Here is a 21,161-nt window from a genome sequence, read left to right on the forward strand (position 1 = left end):
CTCAGCTAAGGCTAGTTATAACTATCTATATTATCACTAACCAGTAATTTTATTTTTCAACTGGTCTATTTTATGATTACTGCCTGGTTGTGATGAAATATTTGCGGTCGGTTGACAGCAATTATATTTAGATAGGCTAAAGCTGTAGTTTTGGCAAACCAATTAAGATAAGTATCATTATCTAATCGAACTTATTGATAAATAGGTTCAATCCTATGGCTATGAGCGGTTTTATTCTCTATCCCCTAATATTTTTATTAGTTGTTTTACATTCTATTTAATGGTATCGTTTTCTAGTTACTCAACAATAATAAAGGGTTAAAAATAATATCGGGTGAGGGGTCTTACCCCTCAAGAATTAGCCAAATAGGACAAAACTAAAAGCTGCACAATACACAAGTAAGTATCGGAATATATTCAGTAAATTTGACCTATAAATATACTAGATTAGTAGATGACGTTAACGACAAAAAATAGTATAAATGCGAATGGTGTTGTTAACGCTCAAAGATAAATATATTTTCTCTTGTAGTCTCAAAAAATATGCAAACTTCCCGGAAATTGCCTAATTCAACAGTAGTAATAAATATAAGCGTGTGAACCAAGAAAATTTATTTACTTATGATTTTTTATCCCTTGGAAACCATCAAATACCGCTCCATTGATGATAATTTGCCACTAGCAATTCAAGATTTGCAAAAAGGCTAGGGCAGTCTGTACACTTCAATTGAAACATCAACAATTGCAGAGAAGAAAATAGTTTACTTCACCCAAAATAACTAAACGCTATGATGAATCAAGACATTGCTGGTATTAGTAGTAACTTAGATAAGACAGTAAAAGCTCAACAATTTGACAAAGTAGTTGAAGCAATTCTTGCTGGAAAGTATTCCTGGGCATGTGTTTTAATGCTGCGATTTGGTGGTTATAATCCTCTCCATTACATTCCATATCGCACCTACAATCGATTGCTCAAAGAGAATTCTCAAGCAGATAGGACAAAACAACAGCAAAGTGAAAATCTAAAAATGCTGAAACATGCTCATGATTCCCGGTCTGATAATAATGTGTCATCAAGCTGCTTAAGCAAAATTAAAGACGTAGCTTATCTAGAAGTAGTTAGAAAGCAAAAAGCATAAATCCTTGGTGGGAGTTTAGACCAGAGATTGACACAGCAAATTAACGAACATTAATCAAGTAAATCGCCATTCAAACCAGAAAATGTTCAAGACGTTTCTTTGAAATCCTGTGGATTCAATTAAAAAGTATTTGGAATCAATAGATTCTGCTCTAAAGTTGATTGATTATCTGAAAGCCTGCGATGCTAATTTCAAATTTATAGCATGGCAGGTTTTCTATAGCAGTCATTAATTTCATAGTATTTGGCAAAAATCTGCCAAAATGGCAAATATATACTAATGATATTGGTAAACTAATAACAACTACAACTTAAACCAAAATAGAGGTGATTTGGCAAGCAAGTTAATTTAAAAAATAAAATCAACGATTAGTTCTGACTATGAAATAAATCAAACTGATTACAAAAGTAGTCAGCATTTCATGGAGTAAATAACTCCTAGACCAAGACCAATAATCCAACCGTTGCTACTGGTGGTTCTTTTTTTGAGAAAGTCTGAGCAAAGAGAATTTGGGGAGGTGGATTCCCCCAAGCCAAATTTTACACAGCTTTCACTGACTGCAGACGGTGCGAGTAATGCTAATAAAACTTTCTATCTTGTGGTTGGTGTTGCTTTAGTTAATAAAGCAAACGCTTAACATCAATTCCAGGAACAGAAATAGAAAAGTTACGGTGAAATTAATTGTTGTCTTTGGCTGGTAGAACTAGTAGCTTATACGCTTCTCTTTCGACTATTGTAATCCTAGTCCTCCCAACCTGGATTATCTTTGGTTTCTAAACTTTCAATTTATATAGCAAGACTGGAAGTTCAAAACTTGAATATCTTCCAGTTTTTCATCTGTATAGAAAAATAAATAAGGCGGGCAAATTGCCCACCTTATTTTTTGTGGAGAATAGATATCTGGTGAAATTAATCTAGAAGTCTTGTAGAGACGTAGCACTGCTACATTTCTTGTTTAATGGTTAATTCAAAAATGAATTAAACCTTAGCTAATTCTGGAGTAGGACTCTTGCTGTTGCGAATTGCTGTAATAGCTTCAGCATAATCTTTAGCGTTAAACACAGCTGAACCGGCGACAACTGCATTGGCTCCCGCTTCTAAAACTTGCCAGGTATTATTTGCCTTTAGTCCTCCATCTACTTCAATCCAAGGGTCAAGACCGCGTTCATCACACATTTGGCGCAGCTTGCGGATTTTGGGTAATACACCAGGGATAAAGCTTTGACCACCAAAACCAGGGTTGACGCTCATAATCAGTACTAAATCGCACAAATCTAAAACGTATTCAATTAGTTCTAGAGGGCTACCAGGATTAAGTACAACTCCAGCTTTCTTACCAAGCTCTTTAATTTGCCCCAAGGTGCGGTGCAGGTGTGGAGAAGCATTATGTTCGCAGTGCACGGTGATATGATCGGCACCGGCCTTGGCAAAATCCTCTACATACTTTTCTGGCTCTACAATCATCAAGTGGACATCTAGTGGCTTGGTCGTAATCGGACGAATCGCCTCCACAATCAGAGGACCTATCGTAATATTGGGTACAAAACGACCGTCCATTACATCAACATGAATCCAATCTGCTCCAGCCGCGTCTATGGCGCGAATTTCGTCACCCAAACGACTAAAATCGGCTGATAGGATAGATGGAGCAATTACAATGGGCTTTTGAGATCGGTTTTGGGTCATGGCTAGTGGGTTTTAAGCGTCCTCGTCTGTACGTATTGTAACAAAACATTGAGCAAGACTCATAATTTTGATCCCGGTTTTTTGGGGAGCAGGGGAGCAGGTGACAAAAGTTTAGAACTTGCAACAAGTCTTTCCCTTGTCCTCTTCACCATACCCAATGCCCAATGCCCAATGACAAATGACTAATAACTAATGACTAAAAAACTAACCTGGATATTTTGGGGATTAACTGCTTCTTGTCTGAGTGCGCCAGTAATTGCTTCAGCTTTAGAATCTGGACTAGGAACTAACGGCATTGATGCTCTTAAGCTACACAAACCTCCTTATAATTTAATCGGTCGTAAGATTGCTATTGGGCAAGTGGAAATTGGTCGGCCAGGAATGTTTGGGTGGGATAAGGCGGTGTCTAAAAATCGTGCTATATCTGTAGCTGCGGTTTTCTTACGCGATGGACCAGCTAAGTCAAATAGCGGTGTTGACCCCCACGCCTACAATGTTGCCGGTGTGATGGTGAGTCAAGACAAAGCTTTGCCAGGAGTTGCTCCAGGAGCGCAATTGTATTCATCAGCGGTGGGTTCCACTAAAAACATGGGTCAACCAGAAGAGTGCTTATCGGCACAGCATATAGCGCTCCAAAATGGTGGCGATGTCCGTGCGATTAACTTTAGCTTTGGGGAACCTCTGAGCCGCGATCCTCGACCGGAAGCTACTTTAGACGGCAATGCTTTACTAACCTTGTGTGTTGACTGGTCTAGTCGCGCTCATGATGTTTTGTATGCGATCGCTGGCAACCAGGGTAAAGGCGGTATTCCTATTCCTACAGATAATTTTAACGGAATAAACGTGGCTTTTTCATCCCGCCGAGGGGGAGTTTTTAACAAAGTAGACGTGGCTAATCTAGCGGGTGTTAACCAAGGTGTGAATGGAAGACTCGCTGGAAGGGAATTTGACCTTGATGGGCGTCGCGCTATCAGTTTAGTTGCTCCTGGCAATAATATTCCTTTGCTCAATCCAGATGGCAAATTGAACAAGGTTACAGGTACAAGTTTTGCAGCACCTCAAGTTACAGCTACTGTTGCTCTGTTACAAGAACTTGCTGACCGACAGATGCGGACAAAACAACCCCACTGGAGCATTGATTCTCGGCGTCATCAAGTGATGAAAGCTGTATTACTGAATTCAGCAGACAAAATCCTAGATAGCGGCGATGGCTTAAAGCTGGGAATGACCCGAACATTAATCGATAAGCAAAATCAAAACTGGCTAGATTCTGATGCTTATAAAGATCCAAAGATTCCCTTAGATGCCCAAATGGGAGCGGGTCATTTGAACGCATTTCGCGCTTATCAGCAATTTAGTGCTGGTCAATGGCAAGCATCAGCTACGGTACCAGCTATTGGTTGGGATTATCGCATAGTTGATGTTGGAGCATCTATTGACTATATATTAGCAAAACCGTTAAAGCAGGGGAGTTTTGTTGCTGTTACCCTGAGTTGGGATCGATTGGTAGAACTCAACGATAAAAATAAAAACCAGCAATATGACGTAGGCGAAAATTTTCGCGATCGCGGTTTGAATAATCTTGACCTCTACTTGGTAAAAGCTGATGCTCAAAATTCAGATACTGGTGCTGTTTGCTCCTCAATCAGCCAAATTGATAGTGTAGAACATATTTTCTGTCCCGTTACTACTGCTGGCAATTACAAAATCCGTGTCCAGTTTCGTCAAAAGCTGAATGAAGCGACTCAACCCTACAGTTTAGCTTGGTGGACTGTACCTATTAATTGAAATAGATTAGCACAAATATCTGTGTAAAATTACAGCGTTTTTCTCGTTCCCATATCAAGCATGGGAACGAGATTTCGTGCCTCTGAGAAACGTTATTCGATCTATAAAAACCTCACAGAAGTGATTATTTTATGATTACGTAGCTTACAATACGTTTATACGTAAAGATAAAAATTCTTAAAAATGGAAATTTTTTATAACTCGTCTGTATAGCCTTCTCAATAAGGAATTAGCAACTCCACAAGTTGTGTTTAATTCCTCTAAGCTATTAATTTGCTGTTACGAAAACTGTAACAGTCTCATTTTTGCATTGGAGTAAATGCAATAGTTAGTCATTGACACAGTATCTGCGTCAACTCTGAGCACAGATCGGGAATCTTTGGCAAGTGAGGTAGCAGAATGAATCGGCAGAAATTGAGTGATGCGAAAGAAAATTTCCTGCAAAGACGTTATGGTGTTAGTCTGGGCAGACGTTATGCCCTGGCTGCTGCAAGTGTTGTTTTATTCAGTGTATTAGGGTGTTCTCAAGTCGATAGTAATAAAAGTGCCCTTGCCCAATCTAGTTTACCTCAGCCAGAAACTCCATTGCAAAAAAAAACAGCCAACACTGATACAAAAATCGTTGAGTCTAGCAATAAGTTTGGCTTTAAACTATTTTCAGAAGTTCTGAAAAACGATCGGGGTGAGAAAAATATTTTTATCTCACCATCGAGTGTTGCGATCGCTCTTGCTATGACTTACAACGGCGCTAGCGGCTCGACTCAACAAGCAATGGCAAAAACCCTGGAATTACAGGGGATGGATCTACCAGAAATCAACTCTTCTTACGCGGCGGTATTAAAACAGCTTTTAGATAATTCAGATACGAAAGTGCAATTGAAAATTGCTAACTCACTTTGGGCAAATCAAGATGTTAGCTTTGCGCCAGACTTTATCAATAGAACCCAGGACTTCTATCAAGCCAAAGTCAGCAATTTAAACTTTAAAGATGCCGCTGCATCTAGTATTATCAATAACTGGGTCAAAGAAAATACTAACGGCAAAATCACTAAGATCGTTGAAAAAATTGAACCAGATCAGGTGTTATTTCTGATTAATGCCATATATTTTAAAGGTAATTGGAGTAAAGAGTTTGACAAAAAGCAAACTGCTCCATACCCTTTTTACATCACATCTAACAGGCAAAAACAACACCCAATGATGTCACAAGAGGGTGATTATAGATACTATGAAAGCGAAAAATTTCAAGCAGTTAGTTTACCTTATGGTAAAGATGGTAAGATAATTTTTTATATATTCCTACCCAAAAATAATTCTAACCTCAAAGCGTTTTATCAAAACTTGAATATTGATAATTGGGAAAAATGGATGACTCAGTTCAACAATCAAAAAGGGTTTATTCGCCTACCCCGCTTCAAAACAGATTACGATATTACACTCAATGATGCTTTAAAAACTTTAGGTATGGGGGAGGCTTTCACCAACAAAGCCAATTTTTCTGGCATGGGTAAAAACTTTGCTATTAGCCAAGTTAAGCATAAAACTTTTGTTGAAGTAAATGAAGAAGGCACTGAAGCGGCTGCCGCTACTTCAGTGGGAATAGTAGCAACATCTTTGAGACAAGAACCAGAACCATTCCGAATGATTGTCGATCGTCCCTTCTTCTGTGCCATTAGAGATAATCAGACGGGAAATATTTTGTTTATGGGTTCAATCATCGAGCCACAATGAGGATATAGGATGGATTGAAGACTCGATCTTGTTAAAAGGGAACTTCCAAAAAATCAAATACTCAGTGAATATAAACTGCGTCCACGTTGAAAACCGTAGTTCTGTATGAATAGAAAAACCCTCATCCCCCAGCCCCTTCTCCCAATATTGGGAGAAGGGGAGCCGGAAAGAAGTCCCTCTCCCTACTTGGGAGAGGGATTTAGGGTGAGGGCAAAAACTACGGTTCTCAACATAGATGAGGTTTAAATGATTAATTTACATCACTGTATGTGTAGATAATAATTTTTAGAAGTCATTATCTGTAAAGGTAACTATGGATGGTGAAGATATTTTTAGTGATGGGAAAAATTCTAATTTTGCGGCATAATCATATGTTTGTGATAGTTCAAGTTCAAGTGTTTGCTGCTCTTTTTCGTCAAAAAGCAACTGAATTTGATAACTTGTCCAGAATTGTTCTCCTAGTTCATCTTCTAAATCAAAAGGCTGTTCTTCATCACCCCATATATTCGACCAAAGGACTATTTGATTAGCCCGAAAATGGTTTTGACCTTTTGTATCTCCAACTACAAAATATACTTCGATATTTAAATCAAATCCCAAATCATCGACTTCTGCCTCTGCTATCTGACAGCTAACGGCAATTAAACTATCTGGATTAATATCTACTACCTGCTGTTGGCGTTGTAATAATTCTTTAAATATAAAATTAGGTAATAACTTTGAACTCTCTTCAAGTAGTGGGACTTAGACAAAAAGTAGCTAGAAAAAAGCCTCAAATGTATATACAGAGAGATTTGGACATCGGTTTGCTTGGTTTGTTGATATATCTGGGTTTCAAGCATTTTTGAGCCTTTAGTGTATTTTCCTTGCCGCGTATGGGTTTGAGGCTTGTTTTTGCTTCAAAAATGTTTAAGTCCCGCTAGGTGGTAAGCACATCCAAGGCAAGCTCATGCGTAAAGTCATAAACCTACTGTTCCAGGAATTGTATAAAATAATTCCTCTGACCTGATGCTATTAACCCTTCATCCAAATGAAGGGTTTTGAAATGTCTCAAACTTTCAGTTACCCTGAACTGTAAGTGTGAATATTACAGACTCATGTAAGTTGAGATAGCCAATAATAGCGCCTAGATATTACTGTTTAATTATCAGGAGCAAAGCGCGATTCTTTTGTGGAGAGGCTGCGCAATCGCGTGCAGAATATTTACAGTATTGCCTAAAATTATGGATAATTCCCCAGTGGTCGCTCAAGCAGATGCATCTTTACCAAATTACACTCAGGAAAATACACGAATAGTGGAGTCAGCAGCTGGCTCGAATTCACCACCGAAGCAAAAGGTAGGAAGTGACTTTGACTCTCGCATGATGCTGCGGTGTTTGGAACTGGCTCGCCGTGCTTTAGGGCGTACTTCGCCAAATCCGTTAGTGGGAGCGGTGATTGTCAAGGATGGCGAGATTGTCGGTGAAGGATTTCATCCTCGCGCAGGTGAGCCTCATGCAGAAGTGTTTGCTTTAAAAGCAGCAGGCGATCGCTCTCGTGGTGCAACAATCTATGTCAGCCTCGAACCTTGCAACCACTACGGGCGCACTCCCCCTTGTTCGGAAGGATTGATCCAAGCAGGGGTGGCAAAAGTAGTAGTGGGTATGGTTGACCCCAATCCACTGGTAGCTGGAGGTGGTATCGCCCGTTTACGGGCGGCGGGGATCGAAGTGTTGGTAGGAGTAGAAGAGTCAGCCTGTCGTCAGCTAAATGAAGCTTTTGTCCATCGCATCCTCTACAAGCGACCTTTGGGAATTTTAAAATATGCCATGACTTTAGATGGCAAAATTGCTACTACCTCTGGTCATAGCGCTTGGGTAACAAGTCAAGAAGCCCGCAGTGAAGTGCATCTAATGCGGGCGGCTTGTGATGCGATAATTGTCGGCGGTAATACAGTCCGACAAGATAATCCTTACTTAACCAGTCATCAGGTGGAGGCACATAATCCCTTGCGGGTGGTGATGAGTCGCCATCTCAACTTACCGGAAAGTGCCCATCTGTGGCAAACTGCGGATGCTCCAACTTTGGTGTTGACACAGATGGGTGCTAACCCCGATTTTCAACAACTGTTACTCAAACAGGGTGTGGAGGTGGTGGAATTAACATCACTTACACCGGATAAGGCAATGGCGTACTTATATGAACGAGGTTTTTGTAGCGTGCTGTGGGAGTGTGGTGGTACCTTAGCTGCTAGTGCGATCGCTCAAGGAGCAGTGCAAAAAGTTTTGGCATTTATTGCCCCAAAAATCATTGGTGGTAGTATTGCTCCCACACCTGTGGGCGATTTAGGTTTTACTACCATGACTGAGGCGTTGTCTTTAGAACGCGTTCGTTGGCGTGTAGTCGGCTCTGACTGCTTAGTAGAAGGTTATTTTTCCCCAAAAGCTAATAGTCAACAGTAATAACACTTGACGATCGATCTATTTATCTTGATTTTGCGTTGGCGTAGCCCGCCGTAGGCATCGCGATCACTGGCGTTCATGGGCAATATCACGTATAAGAGCTAGTCGAGATTGAATGTAGTGGCTAAGAAAATCAGTTTCGTTAGAATCTAACAACACTTGCGTTTCGGTTTGTTTCACTAACCACTGCACCAAGCTAGCATCATCCAGTTGTAAAAGGAGCTTGGCTTGCGCGGTTTCAACCACTGACCAAAGCTGACGCATAATTGTAGGAGTCATCAGACCTCAATTGAATAATTTAGCTTTGCTGTCTTCAGATTACACAATTCCAATCGCAATTTACGACATGAATGTAGAAGCTGAGACAAGTATTATTAAAAACTTAATAATGGTATTTATAACTTTATGAAGATTAAGAATTTGAAACTCAGTTTGAAAACGGATATTGGGCATTGGACATGGGAAAGATATATTTTCGTGTGTTAAGTTGCAAAACCTAGAAAGCAAATACACTAAATTCTCAAAACTGGGTTTTTGTGTTTTAAAATACCGAAATTGTGTTGATTATACCCCAAGTAAAGCCCGTTTTTGATGGACTATATTGAATACTGAATTGTCTTATAAAATACAAAATCCTGCGAAAGCCATTTTATTGTCAAACAACACACTCAAATTTATCCTGCTTTACTAATCCAAAATTACCTATTCTGCTCTTGAGCCACAATCTTTGATGCAATGAAGGCCGCATCCTCTCCAACACCCAACAGAAGCCCAGACTTCACGGTGTGCAGCCAGGGTAGACCTAGTAAATAAAGTCCCGGATAATTTGTGAAACCACGCTTGTGAATCGGATAGCCATCACTATCTAAGACCGACACACGAGAGTAAACGAGTCCCAACGCTGATTGCGCCAAGCATTACTCGCTTGAGGTGATCGCTCAAGAACAATATGTTGACAACCTTCCTGGGTCAAGTAGTAGCTAATTGAAAGTCCAGCTTGTCCACCTCCGACAATTACTGTTTCTATGTATTCACTCATTTACAATTTTTCCTTTCTACATCTGTTGCTCAATTTATGGAGTAGCGAACAAGTAAGCTGCATAGTAGCTAAATTTAAAATCTAACTTTTAAGAACAATGTTTCTCAGGACATTAACATTGTTTGGCTGTAGATGGATTCACAAAATTATGTAAATCTGCATCCCAAATACTAATGTAAATAAAATCACATTCTTGACGAATAATTTGGCCTTTGACTGAGCCATTCGTAAAACTAAAATTATCCGATTGACGCTGTTGTACCTGTTTGAGTCCCTGCTTAATTTCTTTAGTGGTTTGCCCTCCTAACATTCCATCTAAGGTAGTCTCCATTATCTGTGGGTCTACTGATTGGGCAAAAGATACCTCAGTTTGGCGTAGCACTTTAGAATTACGATCGAATAAGTAGCCAAGGTCAATTTTGTTGGGCACTAATTTGTAAACGACAGCACGAGTCTTACCCCATGCGCCTCTTAAATCTTGATTTGGTTTGCCGAGGGTCGCTTCTACGTCACTTCTTGATGTACCTGTAGCAAATGCGGGAACGCTTTGGCTAGTGGTAGCTAATTTGCTAGGCGACCGATCGCTGTTTTGTGGTGTGGAAGGAACTTCTGGTTTGGGAACTGCGGCCTCATTCTTTGGTTCTGGCTGTGGTGTGGATACTGCTATCGGTGCTGGAGTATCTAAAGTGACAGGCTCTTTTTCTGGCTGTGCTATGGGTACAACTGGAGGATTAAAGGTTGGTCGCTGTCGTGGTGATGAGCTAGGCATAAGTGGGACTGGAGAAGTTTGGGAGGAAACGGGCGGTTCGGTAGATGCAGAAGTTGGAAAAGATTCTGGCGATGGCGTGGGATTTGTGCCAATCGTTGTTTCTGGTTGTTGCTGACGAATGATGCTAGGAATTGCTACCGCACCAATCAAGCCACCGATGAGCAAACTACCAACAATCACAGCAGATTTTTGCCAGTTTCCAGAAGTGGAAGACCCTGGAATCGCAGAATTTTTTTGTGGGGAATATAATGGCTGGGTTTGTCGAGTCGAGGTAGCAGTGGGAGAAAAACTGACTGTGGAAGTACTTGCAGCTGACTGCAAGGCATATAGCATTTTACTGGCAGTGCTGTAGCGATCGCCAGCATGAGGCTTAATTGCCTGATTGAGTACCGCCGCCAATTGGGAAGAGACGTTAGGGGCGAACTGAAGCCAAAGTATTTCCCCAGTTTTCAGATCGGTTAGCAATTCTTGCGGGTGTTTACCAGTCAGCAGATAAATCGCCGTTAAACCCAAGCTGTAGATATCAGTGGCGTAAACTGGGCGGCCAACGGCTTGTTCGCTAGGCATATATCCGGGCGTACCAATGACAAGCGATCGCGTGGGGTATCCTGGAGAATTCACTACAGAACGGATTGTTTCTTTGACTGCACCAAAATCAATCAAAACTGGATTGCCATCAGCAGGACGCAAAATAATGTTATCTGGCTTGATATCCCGGTGAATAATGCCTTTACTGTGAACATAATCTAAAACTGAAAGCAGACTCAAGAGAATTTGCCGAACAGCAGTTTCACTCTCAAATCCTTTGGCTTCAACAATTTTCTTCAGGGTTTGACCATGAATCCATTCTTGGACGAGGTAAAACTGCCCGTTCTCAGAAAAATAGGCGTAGAGTTTCGGAATTTGGTGACTACTTTCACCCAAATACTCTAAGGTTGCTGCTTCCCGTTCAAACCGTTGTTGGATAAGTTGGTAGGTTTGCGGGTCATTATTAATTATCGGTTTTAGTTGCTTGATTACACAGCGACGGCGAGAAGGCATGTGGACATCTTCTGCTAGAAAGGTTTCTCCAAAACCACCAGCGCCGATTACCTGGATAATTTGATAGCGATTGTTTAGCAGGGTTATTGTCATGAAAAATTACAAGCGTAGACACCGGAGACATTTCGGCTCTGGGCTTGTCGTCAGACATCGCCCTTTCCAAATGTACATCAGATCAGTTGATGAGTTATAGACACTGAATTGAGAACGCGTGTAGCTAATGGGGGAATACAAGGATGCTCAAGTCAACTGTCTGAGTGGAAAGTGCCACAAGCCAAACTTTCTGTCTCCCAGTAGGGCGGATTGCCAAATTGCTGAATCAGGAAATCCATAAACACTTGAACGCGTCGCGAGTGCTTACGATTGGGTAAATATAATGCATAAACGCCTGTATCTCGATCGGTTTGTGGAGAAATTTGAAAATCAGACAACACTGGCTGCAATCGTCCAGCTTTAATATCTTCACCGATCAACCAGGTTGGCATCAAGACCAAACCACTGCCATTTAAACAAACTTGACGCAACACCTCCGAATGGTTTGCCACTAGAGATCCACTCACTTTAACTTCACACACTTCTGTCTCACGTTGGAAGCGCCAGATTTGATGATTTGTGGAATAAGCAAACAGCAAACAATTGTGCTGAGTTAAGTCGTTCGGATGACTCGGTTTACCCTGTTGCTTAAAATAGGCTGGGCTACCGCAGACCAGCCGATGGTAGTTCGCGAGTTTGCGAAGCATTAGATTGGCATTGGAGCGATCGAGGTTGCCGATGCGGATGACCACATCTAAATCGGCTTCTGCCAGATTTGCGAGTCCATCGCTCAGTTGGAGGTCGAGTTTCACCTCTGGGTACTGAATCAGAAAATCGCTCAAAATCGGAGCAATGTGCAGCCGCCCAAACGTCACAGGCAGACTGATTCGCAAAGTGCCGTGCGGAATATCACCCTGTTCCATAACACAAAGGTTAGCTTCTTCTACATCTTGCAGAATTTGCACGGCTCGTAGTACTTCTGCCCCTGTAGTGTGAGCGTGATGCTGCGCGTGGAGCGGTTGAGTAACTGAGTGTTCAGCATCGCTTCCAGGGAATTGATTTGGCGCGTCACCGAGGAGACGGCTAACTCTAACTGCCGTGCAGTTTCAGAAAAGCCACCAGTTTCTACGACTTTGACAAACGATCGCATCGCTGCCAGTTGATCCATCGCATCCCTCCGCAACTGATTATTGCAAAAAACGCAAAGGTATTTAGCGTATTTAGTACATTAACATTCTTTTCAAATGAGATTAAAGTGAAACTATCAACAGTTGCAGAACAGTCCCAAAGGAGGCAACGATGACGCTGACGATCGCAATTACTTCTGATTTCATTTGTCCTTGGTGTTTGGTCGCAGAAACGCGGTTGAATCAAGCGATCGCCCAACTAAATTCTGCTGTTGAGATTGAATACCTCTGGTTTCCCTTTGAGCTAAATCCGCAAATGCCAGCAGCCGGAATGGATCGTAAAGCCTATCGCACTGGCAAATTTGGCAGTTGGGAATACTCACAAGGATTGGACGCAAAAACGGTGCAGGCAACACAAGCTGATAATATTAACTTCCGCTACGACCTGATGGCCGTCACGCCCAACACCCTGAAAGCACATCGATTGACCTGGTTTGCAGGCAATCAGGGCAAAGCGACTGAGATGGCTGTCCGCATTTTCAATGCCTATTTCACAGAAGGTCGAAACATTAGCGATGTTGAGCCACTAGCAACTTTGGCAGCACTGCATCTGTAATTCGTAGCGAATTAAATTTGCAAGACTCTGCAATCCTGATGCGTTGGCTTGCATTGTTAATGCGTTGGCTTGCATTGTTAATGCGTTGGCTTGCATTGTCAATGCGTTGGCTTGCATTGTTAATGCATTGACTTGCATTGTTAATGCATTGACTTGCATTGTTAATGCATTGACTTGCATTGTTAATGCATTGACTTGCATTGTTAATGCATTGGCTTGCATTCAAAACGCTACGCTTTTACCCAAAGCTTTACTAAGTGAACTCTATAGTCTCAACAAACTCTAAAATACTGTCCTTGATATCTTCAGCCTCTTCCTCAACAGAATCGGGAGTTTCACCGTTAATAAAGCTGTGCTGACTACTAACTATATACAAAAATTCCCCATTGATAAAGGTGAGCAAGCCCCGGTACGCATCTAATCTGATCGCAGTTCCATTATTTTCTTGCTTAGAAATTGTGGAACCTTTAGGCATATCAATTAACACGTAGTAAGCACCTCGCAAAGTATCTTTCAGATATTCGGTATACTCCACAGAAGCATCTGGTACATTGGCAAAAATCGCTTGGGGTATATACTTGTCTACTAAAATTGTTTGTAAATATTCTTCTTGTCCAACAGACTCCAATTCCTCTAACTGTTCTAAGGGGAAAGGATAATAATCGATTCTCAGCAAAGTACCGATATCATCAGAAAAGCCAACTACTCCTTCCTGGCTTTGAATTCTACCGCCCTGCTGCGGATCGACCGGAATCGGCACGGTAAAATTACTTAAAGGAGATTGATATGTCTGTTCGCTAAAATCTTCGATGACCACTGTTTCATCATCATCGTCGTCTGCATATTCATCTTCTGCTTCTTTAAAAGCTGCAATTACCTCCTTGATGATTTCCTCTGCTTCTTCATCCTCAAGTTCTAAGGCTGCTTGTAACTTTTTCAGGTAGGCTTGTTTTGGTTTGGGAATGGCCAGTTCATCGTCTAAAAGCACTATTACCCCAGCAGCAAAACCATCTAGCACTAATTCATCTGAGAGAGATACTTTGGCGGCATTAAACAGGGGCCCAATTCCCTCTTCTTCTGCAATGGAGATGAGTCTATCAACTATTTCTGCAATTTCATCTTCTGAGTATTCTTCAAAAACCTCGAATTCCCAGAGGATACCCGCTAAACTTTCTGCATCTACCTCTTCAATCAATGAATCTGCGATCGCAGTGACAGTTGCGATCGCCGCCACTGCTTCCTCTGGACTTAGTGATTCCTCTGATGTCTTTGGTGAGTTAAAAACCTTGTCATATTTGGTCATAAATGCTACCTAAATTAATTCCTTGATAGTAATAACAGATTGAAAGTGACAATGGTCAGTTTACCAATGGAGCGAATCTTCTAGAGAAAAAGTTAGCTTATACGTGGTTGACTCAGTATTGCTAAGGTGTAACAAAACCTTGTTGACAACTAATCTTCGAGGAGTTGAGGTATTCTTAAATCTGTTCTTGAATATACACTTAAACACTAGCTAGGCTCAATATTTACCGCAAGTCAATTTAATTAAATATTGTAAATTTTTGTGACCGAGCAATTATCCTAAATAACTCCTATACCCCTTTATTTTTATCCTCCAGCAGATGAATTATATCTATCGATAGAATTATAAACTAGCTAGCGATAGATACCTACACCGTAGGCAGGATGTCAGAATACCGAAGTTTGTAGTGACACACAATACTTGAAACGTTGTACTGTTGGTTCTACAAGTAGTGAATTGAATTACATGAAATTTTGAGTTTTTTATGGTACAAACCCCACCATCTCAGTTTTCACCAGATCAATATAAAGTAGATCCTGCAAAAGAAAATGTAGAAGCTCTTATACAAGAACCGCAGTTAGATATTGAGATTGCTCTAGAGTTCCTTTACACCAGAGATATTGAATTTCGTCAGGAAACAATTTATTTTCTCGTAGTCGATCGCTTTTATGATGGCGATCAAGATAACAGCGAGGGTGCAAACTCAGAATTGTATGATTCAACTAGACAAGATTGGGGTAAGTACTGGGGTGGCGACTTGCAAGGTGTCATTGATAAATTAGATTATCTCAAAAATATGGGAGTTACCGCTCTTTGGCTAACTCCACTGTTTGAGCAGGTTGAAGAGTTATTTGTTGGCAATGCAGCAATACATGGCTATTGGACAAAAGACTTTAAACGGCTTAATCCTCGATACATTGCTGACGGGGACAACCCTTCTTTAAACGCTACTCAAGAAGAAAAAAATACAACCTTCGATCGGTTAATTACAGAACTGCACAAGCGCAATATGAAGCTAGTGCTGGATATTGTCTGCAACCATAGTACACCTGATACCAGCGGTAGTAAAGGTGAATTGTATGATGATGGTGTAAAAATTGCTGACTTTAATGATGATGCTAATAATTGGTATCACCACTATGGCGAAGTGCAAAACTGGGAAGACGATTGGCAAGTACAGAACTGTGAACTATCTGGTCTAGCAACCTTCAATGAGAACAATACTGAATATCGAGAGTATATTAAGTCAGCAATTAAACAATGGCTAGATCGGGGTGTCGATGCACTGCGCGTCGATACTGTCAAGCACATGCCGATTTGGTTTTGGCAAGAATTCACTGGCGATATGAGCAATCACAAACCAGATGTATTTATTTTTGGTGAGTGGATTTACAGTAATCCTAGTGACGATCTCTCGGTGGAATTTGTTAACCACTCAGGCATGACACTTCTAGACTTTGGGTTGTGCGTGGCAATTCGCGCTGCACTGGGACAAGGTTCAGAAATGGGATTCCAAACAATTCAATATATTTTTGATCAGGATTATCGCTACAACGGGGCAACAGAGCTAGTTACCTTCATCGATAACCATGATATGTGCCGTTTCCAATCGCTGAACTCCGATCCAGCGATGCTGAAGGTTGCGATCGTCTTAATTATGACCTGTCGCGGTATTCCCTGCATCTATTACGGCACAGAACAGTATCTGCATAACGACACTGATGGCGGTAACGACCCATATAACCGCCCAATGATGGAAAGTTGGGATACTGAGAGTGAGATTTATCGTTGCATCAGGCTGCTGTCTGGCTTACGACGACTGAATCCAGCCGTGTCAATGGGTAGCCATTGGCAAAAATACTTAACACCGGATGTTTACTGCTATTTACGCCGCTATCGCGACTCTGCGTGTTTTGTAGCTTTAAATCGGGGAGGAGAAGTTACTTTACCAGAAGTAGAAACAGAATTGCCCGATGGAGAACATACCTGCGTGGTGACTCGCAATAAGTATGAGGTAAAAGATGGCAAGATTTATGACCTAGTACTAGAAGAAAGGGGAGCAATTGTTTTCAGCCACGTTGGCGAACGGATAAAAGCACAAACAATTGTCCGCGTCCAACTCAATGGCGTGGAGACCAAACCTGGTGAAATCGTTGTGGTGACAGGAGATTGCCCAGAGTTAGGTAACTGGGATATCAGCAAAGCCTATCCCCTAGAGTATATCAACACCAATACTTGGTTTGCTGAGATTCCCTTTGATGAAAGTACTGGTCAGCTGATTGCTTATAAATATGCCATGTGGCGGGAAGGGCGATCGCCTCTGCGCGAAAATCTCGTAAATCGCCGCTGGGTGATTGCCAAAGAAGGTACTGTCAAATGGCGTGATACTTGGGCATCGGGACGCGAGTCTTAGAGTTTATGATTTGATATGATACCTGCACATCAGGAAGAGAATCGTAGAAATTTCAGATAAAAAATGAAGTGCAAAGGAGTAAAATTTTCATCCTTTGCACTTCATTTTTTGTGAATTGATAGCGCTTCTCGTATCCTACGGTCAGCCGCTACACGTCTATGTCTGTAATACTCTGATTTCTAAATGCTTCTTCAATATATTTTAGTTTCCAGTGATCTGAATCACACCATTTTGGGAGTGAAAATGGATAATATCAAGCAGATAAATACCTAATAACCCTTGAAAAGAGGGGCAAAGTTTTTAATACTTACCAAGTCATCTAAAAAAACGAGAAAAAGGTAAATAGTAATGTTCGACCTCTTAGTGAAAAATCAATTAACTGTTCCAAAAAAAATAAAGTTTAAAAATGAAATTTTGGCACGAGTTCAAGGTCGAAAGCCAGAAGCTTTAAATGAGGAAATCTATTTTTATAAAACTGAATTACTTCCCTATTTTATAAAATTGAGCCAACAGAATCCTGTTTTCAGTGTTACAGAGCAACTACGGCTTTTAGTGGGTGTTTGGACACCAATCTGGTCTACTATATCCTTTCATGAAAGTTTACCGAAAAGAATACAAGAGCAGTCCTTCCAAATTTTTCAGCATGATAGTTACTGTGCCAGTGTAGCTCGCTATATAATGGGAAAAGAGCCGTCTTTATCCCACAATTTTCAATCAAGATTACCAGCTTATGATTTCATGGTAATCCAGAAATATGGAGTTCAAAATGGTAAATGGTATCTTCAAAACATTGATAGATTTCAGGCTTTTAAAAATAGAGAAGTTCCTCTAACTTTAGAATCAGTCTACAACTGGTTTACTAATTTACTTAACAACAAAGTAAAACTGAATACCTCAAAATTAGTTTTACCTAAAGCTTTCAAACTAGAAAATTCAGAGATGAATGATACTAATGACTTTGAAAAAATGTCTTTAGCAACTTCTCAAGTATTTGAGCATTTATATATAGATAATGACTGGCGACTTGTCAAAACTCAAACGGATGCCTCACATTTACCTAGTTACACAATTTTTGTTAGGAGGCAATAAGGATAATAATTTATGTAAATCTAAAGCTTTTTTTAGATACTAAGTAGAATAATTAATCTAAAAATAAGCCAAATCAAAAATTCTATTCTTTGTTGAAAAAATACTTTATTGAAGCTGTAAAAGTTAAGCTTTTTGATTTAGGTGGTTAGGCTTTATTTCTTGCTATTTGCTAGAATGACACCCAGAGGTTTGATAGCAGGAAAACTGAGTCAGCCAAAATGTTGCTGAAAACAAAGGAGTAACTATTGATGAGTAAAGCAACACTCTACAATCAGGACTTTCTGGTGTGGACGCAGCAACAAGCTGAGTGCCTGAAGAAAGGACGCTGGGCTGAGTTAGATGTTGAACATTTGGTAGAAGAACTAGAGGCTTTGGGTCGGAGCGAACAAAAGGAACTTGGAAGTTATTTACAGGTGCTTTTAATGCACTTACTCAAATCCCAATATCAACCAGAGCGAAAAACCAAAAGTTGGGTTAACACAATCTCAAACTGCCGAAATCAAATTCAAGATTGCTTGGAAGATACTCCCAGTTTGGAGCGCCTTCTAGAAGACTGGGAGTGGATACAAAAATATTATCGCCGCGCTCGTCGAGATGCCGCAAATGAGACTCAAAAGCCAATAGAAACTTTTCCCCTTGAGTGTCCTTTCACTATGGAACAACTTCTCGATCCTAAATTCTTCTAAGTTAGACTGCTGAAACTCAGTAAGTAGGCATAATTAAACATAAAATAAAATCCTAGTTCGTAGTGAGTGATTCATCGCTCAAAACAAAGATTATCAGCTTCCTCAAGGTGGGGGAACACTACTGTAATTTAACATCGTGGGTGCATAGGCTAGCAAAAACCGCAGGCATCGCACATTCATCGCAAACTTATAATATTGATGATATCTATCCACCTCTGACTTTTTATTGCGATAATTCCCAAGGGGGACGCGCTCTCCACTGGTCAGTTAAAGGGGGATAAATGACACTCAAGCGGTTGGTTTTATTTTTTGTGATGACGCCGATAGCAGTTCTGTTGGCAGTTTCGGCTTTATTCGGTAGTTGGCAAGAACCTCAATTTCAAAGTCGCCTGGAACTATACCAAACAAATATTGCTTTACAAGCTCAAGCTTGGCAATCAGAAGATAGCGGTGATGACAAACTCCAAGGAATTCGAGAAGCAATACTTGGTGAGCAACCCCTAGAAAGCGCTACAAAGCAGTATCAGGAGGCGCGTCAATCAGTTCAAGCTAACTTAGACAAAGTTAACAACAAACTTGCACAATTACGCTCTCAAGCTGAAATAACTCCCACACCTCCGAAACCTCTACCGGACGCTCCTCCCACTATTGAAACGTCTAAACAGGGACAGCAACAGTTACAACAGTCTTTTAAGCAGTTACAAAAATTACTGGCTGAATTAGACCTGCGCTTGGGAATTTTACAAGCACAGCAAGGACAGACGGATACAGCCTTCAATACTTGGAGCGAATTACAACAACGCTCAGATATTAATCCATTTGGGGAAACCGCCGCTGTATTGACTGGACTGTGGAGCAATCCTCCGCGTATCCTCCAAAATGCTCAAGAACCAATTCAAAAGAATTTAGAAGGTTGGTTTCGCTCTACTGCTTTAGTTAAGTTATACCAACTCCAGCAACGACAAGACGCATTATCAGCAGTAAAAGCTGCACAACAAGAATCTTCTGCTCAAGCAGTGGTGAAATTGGCGGTTATTGGCACTATTCCCACTTTGGCAGCTTTAATTGGTCTCATACTGCTGATTTTATTATTTGCTCAACGCTTGTTGAAAGGAAAAGCCTCTTTATTAGCTCAAAATGCTGATATCCCTTGGTCAACGCCTTGGGGTGGTGAAACGGTTTTGCAGGTTTTTATCATCGGCTTTTTCTTTATGGGGCAAATTTTTGTGCCCTTGGTAATATCACTGCTACCCATCCCGCGTCCCATTGTGGATGTGCGACTTCAGGCGTTTTCTGTGTTGGTTAGTTACTTCTTAGTGGCATTAGGTGCGCTGTTAGTGCTGTATTTCTCTCTCAAGCGCTTTTTTCCACTACCGGAATTCTGGTTTCGCTTCCGTTTTCAAGATAACTGGTTTTTGTGGGGACTGGGAGGCTATTGCACGGCTTTACCTGTAGTTGTGGTGGTATCTTTGATTAATCAGCAGCTATGGCAAGGACAGGGTGGTAGTAATCCTTTGTTGCAACTAGCGCTAGAAAGCCAAGATGGTGTAGCATTAGGCATATTTTTCTCTACAGCTGCGATCGCCGCTCCATTTTTTGAAGAAATCCTATTTCGCGGTTTTTTGTTACCCTCTCTAACTCGTTACTTACCCGTGTGGGGATCGATTCTGATCAGTAGTTTGTTGTTTGCGATCGCTCACCTCAGCTTATCGGAAATTCTGCCCCTAACCGCATTGGGCATTGTTTTGGGAGTAGTTTACACGCGATCGCGCAATCTCCTCGCTCCGATGCTCCTCCACAGTCTTTGGAATAGTGGTACACTCTTAAGCTTGTTTGTTTTAGGTAGCAATTAAAACAAATGAAATACTGTTGCCAAAACCAAAAATATCTGATTTTATCTTCATAAGTAGAGACAATTTACTAGTAATAATTGGTTATAAGCATAAATACTAGCTGAAAAGCCAATTAAGATAATGGCAAAAGCAAATTAAAGAATGCTATTAACATAGACAACAAACTATCTAGTTAAGCATTTATTCTCATTCGGGTAGATTTTAGCCATTTTCAAGATGTTAATTGTCTTCTTGAACCATTTTTAGCTGTCATAAATTGGAATGCAATTCCGGTTTGCGCTCATGGAAGTACGATCGGTAACTAAAAAGCGGTTAGAAAGATATCGAAGATGCCTTTTGCGCTTCTTCTAGATTCCCACTAGCCACACAGTTGTCTTGTCATTGGTGCAATAGCGTTTCACGCCTGC

At 40.9% G+C, this 21,161-nt stretch carries 18 protein-coding genes; 9 read left to right on the forward strand and 9 right to left on the reverse strand.

The genetic code is table 11. The features are described from left to right. Nucleotides 1-788: 788 nt before the first annotated feature. Entirely contained in the window at nt 789-1,139 is a 351-nt protein-coding gene (locus NLP_RS26260) for a HetP family heterocyst commitment protein (RefSeq protein ID WP_234017076.1), read from the forward strand. 978 nt (nt 1,140-2,117) lie between these two features. On the opposite strand, the gene rpe is transcribed toward NLP_RS26260, so the two are convergent. After that, nucleotides 2,118-2,825: a ribulose-phosphate 3-epimerase gene (gene rpe, locus NLP_RS26265; protein ID WP_104908891.1), complete on the reverse strand. Its 708-nt coding sequence runs from the start codon at nt 2,823-2,825 to the stop codon at nt 2,118-2,120. Between the two features lie 192 nt (nt 2,826-3,017). Between rpe and NLP_RS26270 the strand changes: the two genes are divergently transcribed. Continuing rightward, complete coding sequence (locus tag NLP_RS26270; RefSeq protein ID WP_104908892.1) at nt 3,018-4,613, forward strand: S8 family serine peptidase; 1,596 nt, start codon at nt 3,018-3,020, stop codon at nt 4,611-4,613. Between the two features lie 399 nt (nt 4,614-5,012). Beyond that, nucleotides 5,013-6,344 (forward strand): serpin family protein, encoded by a 1,332-nt coding sequence (locus tag NLP_RS26275; RefSeq protein ID WP_104908893.1) that lies wholly within the window; start codon nt 5,013-5,015, stop codon nt 6,342-6,344. Nucleotides 6,345-6,629: 285 nt separating this feature from the next. Here NLP_RS26275 and NLP_RS26280 read toward each other — a convergent pair whose 3' ends face one another. Next, complete coding sequence (locus NLP_RS26280) at nt 6,630-6,944, reverse strand: hypothetical protein (RefSeq protein ID WP_234017077.1); 315 nt, start codon at nt 6,942-6,944, stop codon at nt 6,630-6,632. Between the two features lie 623 nt (nt 6,945-7,567). On the opposite strand from NLP_RS26280, the gene ribD reads away from it, so the two are divergent. Further along, nucleotides 7,568-8,785, forward strand: coding sequence for a bifunctional diaminohydroxyphosphoribosylaminopyrimidine deaminase/5-amino-6-(5-phosphoribosylamino)uracil reductase RibD (gene ribD / locus NLP_RS26285; RefSeq protein WP_104908895.1), 1,218 nt, complete (start codon nt 7,568-7,570; stop codon nt 8,783-8,785). Nucleotides 8,786-8,851: 66 nt separating this feature from the next. Here the strand turns inward: ribD and NLP_RS26290 are convergent, their stop codons facing one another. From NLP_RS26290 to NLP_RS35230, 5 genes are all read right to left on the reverse strand, one after another. Then, a complete protein-coding gene (locus NLP_RS26290; protein ID WP_104908896.1) occupies nt 8,852-9,064 on the reverse strand; it encodes a hypothetical protein in 213 nt (70 codons plus the stop codon). A 586-nt stretch (nt 9,065-9,650) separates the two neighbouring features. Then, entirely contained in the window at nt 9,651-9,824 is a 174-nt protein-coding gene (locus NLP_RS26295; protein WP_158680539.1) for an FAD-dependent oxidoreductase, read from the reverse strand. Nucleotides 9,825-9,936: 112 nt separating this feature from the next. Further along, entirely contained in the window at nt 9,937-11,727 is a 1,791-nt protein-coding gene (locus NLP_RS26300; RefSeq protein ID WP_104908897.1) for a serine/threonine protein kinase, read from the reverse strand. 152 nt (nt 11,728-11,879) lie between these two features. Then, the gene (locus tag NLP_RS26305) at nt 11,880-12,632 is read right to left on the reverse strand and encodes a substrate binding domain-containing protein (RefSeq protein ID WP_234017078.1); all 753 of its coding nucleotides are present in this window, start codon (nt 12,630-12,632) and stop codon (nt 11,880-11,882) included. Continuing rightward, a complete protein-coding gene (locus NLP_RS35230; protein WP_234017079.1) occupies nt 12,611-12,850 on the reverse strand; it encodes a LysR family transcriptional regulator in 240 nt (79 codons plus the stop codon). Before NLP_RS35230 ends, NLP_RS26305 begins: the two co-directional genes overlap by 22 nt. 116 nt (nt 12,851-12,966) lie before the next feature. Here NLP_RS35230 and NLP_RS26310 point away from each other — a divergent pair, with 116 nt between their 5' ends. Beyond that, nucleotides 12,967-13,410, forward strand: coding sequence for a DsbA family oxidoreductase (locus tag NLP_RS26310; RefSeq protein WP_104908898.1), 444 nt, complete (start codon nt 12,967-12,969; stop codon nt 13,408-13,410). Here NLP_RS26310 and NLP_RS26315 read toward each other — a convergent pair. Then, complete coding sequence (locus NLP_RS26315; RefSeq protein WP_104908899.1) at nt 13,381-13,632, reverse strand: hypothetical protein; 252 nt, start codon at nt 13,630-13,632, stop codon at nt 13,381-13,383. The genes NLP_RS26310 and NLP_RS26315 overlap by 30 nt on opposite strands. Before the next feature lie 31 nt (nt 13,633-13,663). Next, complete coding sequence (locus tag NLP_RS26320) at nt 13,664-14,713, reverse strand: hypothetical protein (protein ID WP_104908900.1); 1,050 nt, start codon at nt 14,711-14,713, stop codon at nt 13,664-13,666. Between the two features lie 484 nt (nt 14,714-15,197). Between NLP_RS26320 and NLP_RS26325 the strand changes: the two genes are divergently transcribed. From NLP_RS26325 to NLP_RS26340, 4 genes are all read left to right on the forward strand, one after another. Next, the gene (locus tag NLP_RS26325) at nt 15,198-17,126 is read left to right on the forward strand and encodes an alpha-amylase family glycosyl hydrolase (RefSeq protein WP_104908901.1); all 1,929 of its coding nucleotides are present in this window, start codon (nt 15,198-15,200) and stop codon (nt 17,124-17,126) included. Nucleotides 17,127-17,489: 363 nt separating this feature from the next. Then, nucleotides 17,490-18,215 (forward strand): hypothetical protein, encoded by a 726-nt coding sequence (locus tag NLP_RS26330; protein WP_234017080.1) that lies wholly within the window; start codon nt 17,490-17,492, stop codon nt 18,213-18,215. A 248-nt stretch (nt 18,216-18,463) separates the two neighbouring features. Further along, on the forward strand, nt 18,464-18,901 hold the full coding sequence (locus NLP_RS26335; protein ID WP_104908903.1) for a DUF29 domain-containing protein: 438 nt from the start codon (nt 18,464-18,466) through the stop codon (nt 18,899-18,901). Nucleotides 18,902-19,182: 281 nt separating this feature from the next. After that, the gene (locus NLP_RS26340) at nt 19,183-20,754 is read left to right on the forward strand and encodes a CPBP family intramembrane glutamic endopeptidase (RefSeq protein WP_104908904.1); all 1,572 of its coding nucleotides are present in this window, start codon (nt 19,183-19,185) and stop codon (nt 20,752-20,754) included. The last annotated feature ends 407 nt before the right edge of the window (nt 20,755-21,161 follow it).

It is taken from the genome of Nostoc sp. 'Lobaria pulmonaria (5183) cyanobiont' (genome assembly GCF_002949795.1).
In the GTDB taxonomy this organism is placed as follows: Bacteria; Cyanobacteriota; Cyanobacteriia; order Cyanobacteriales; family Nostocaceae; genus Nostoc.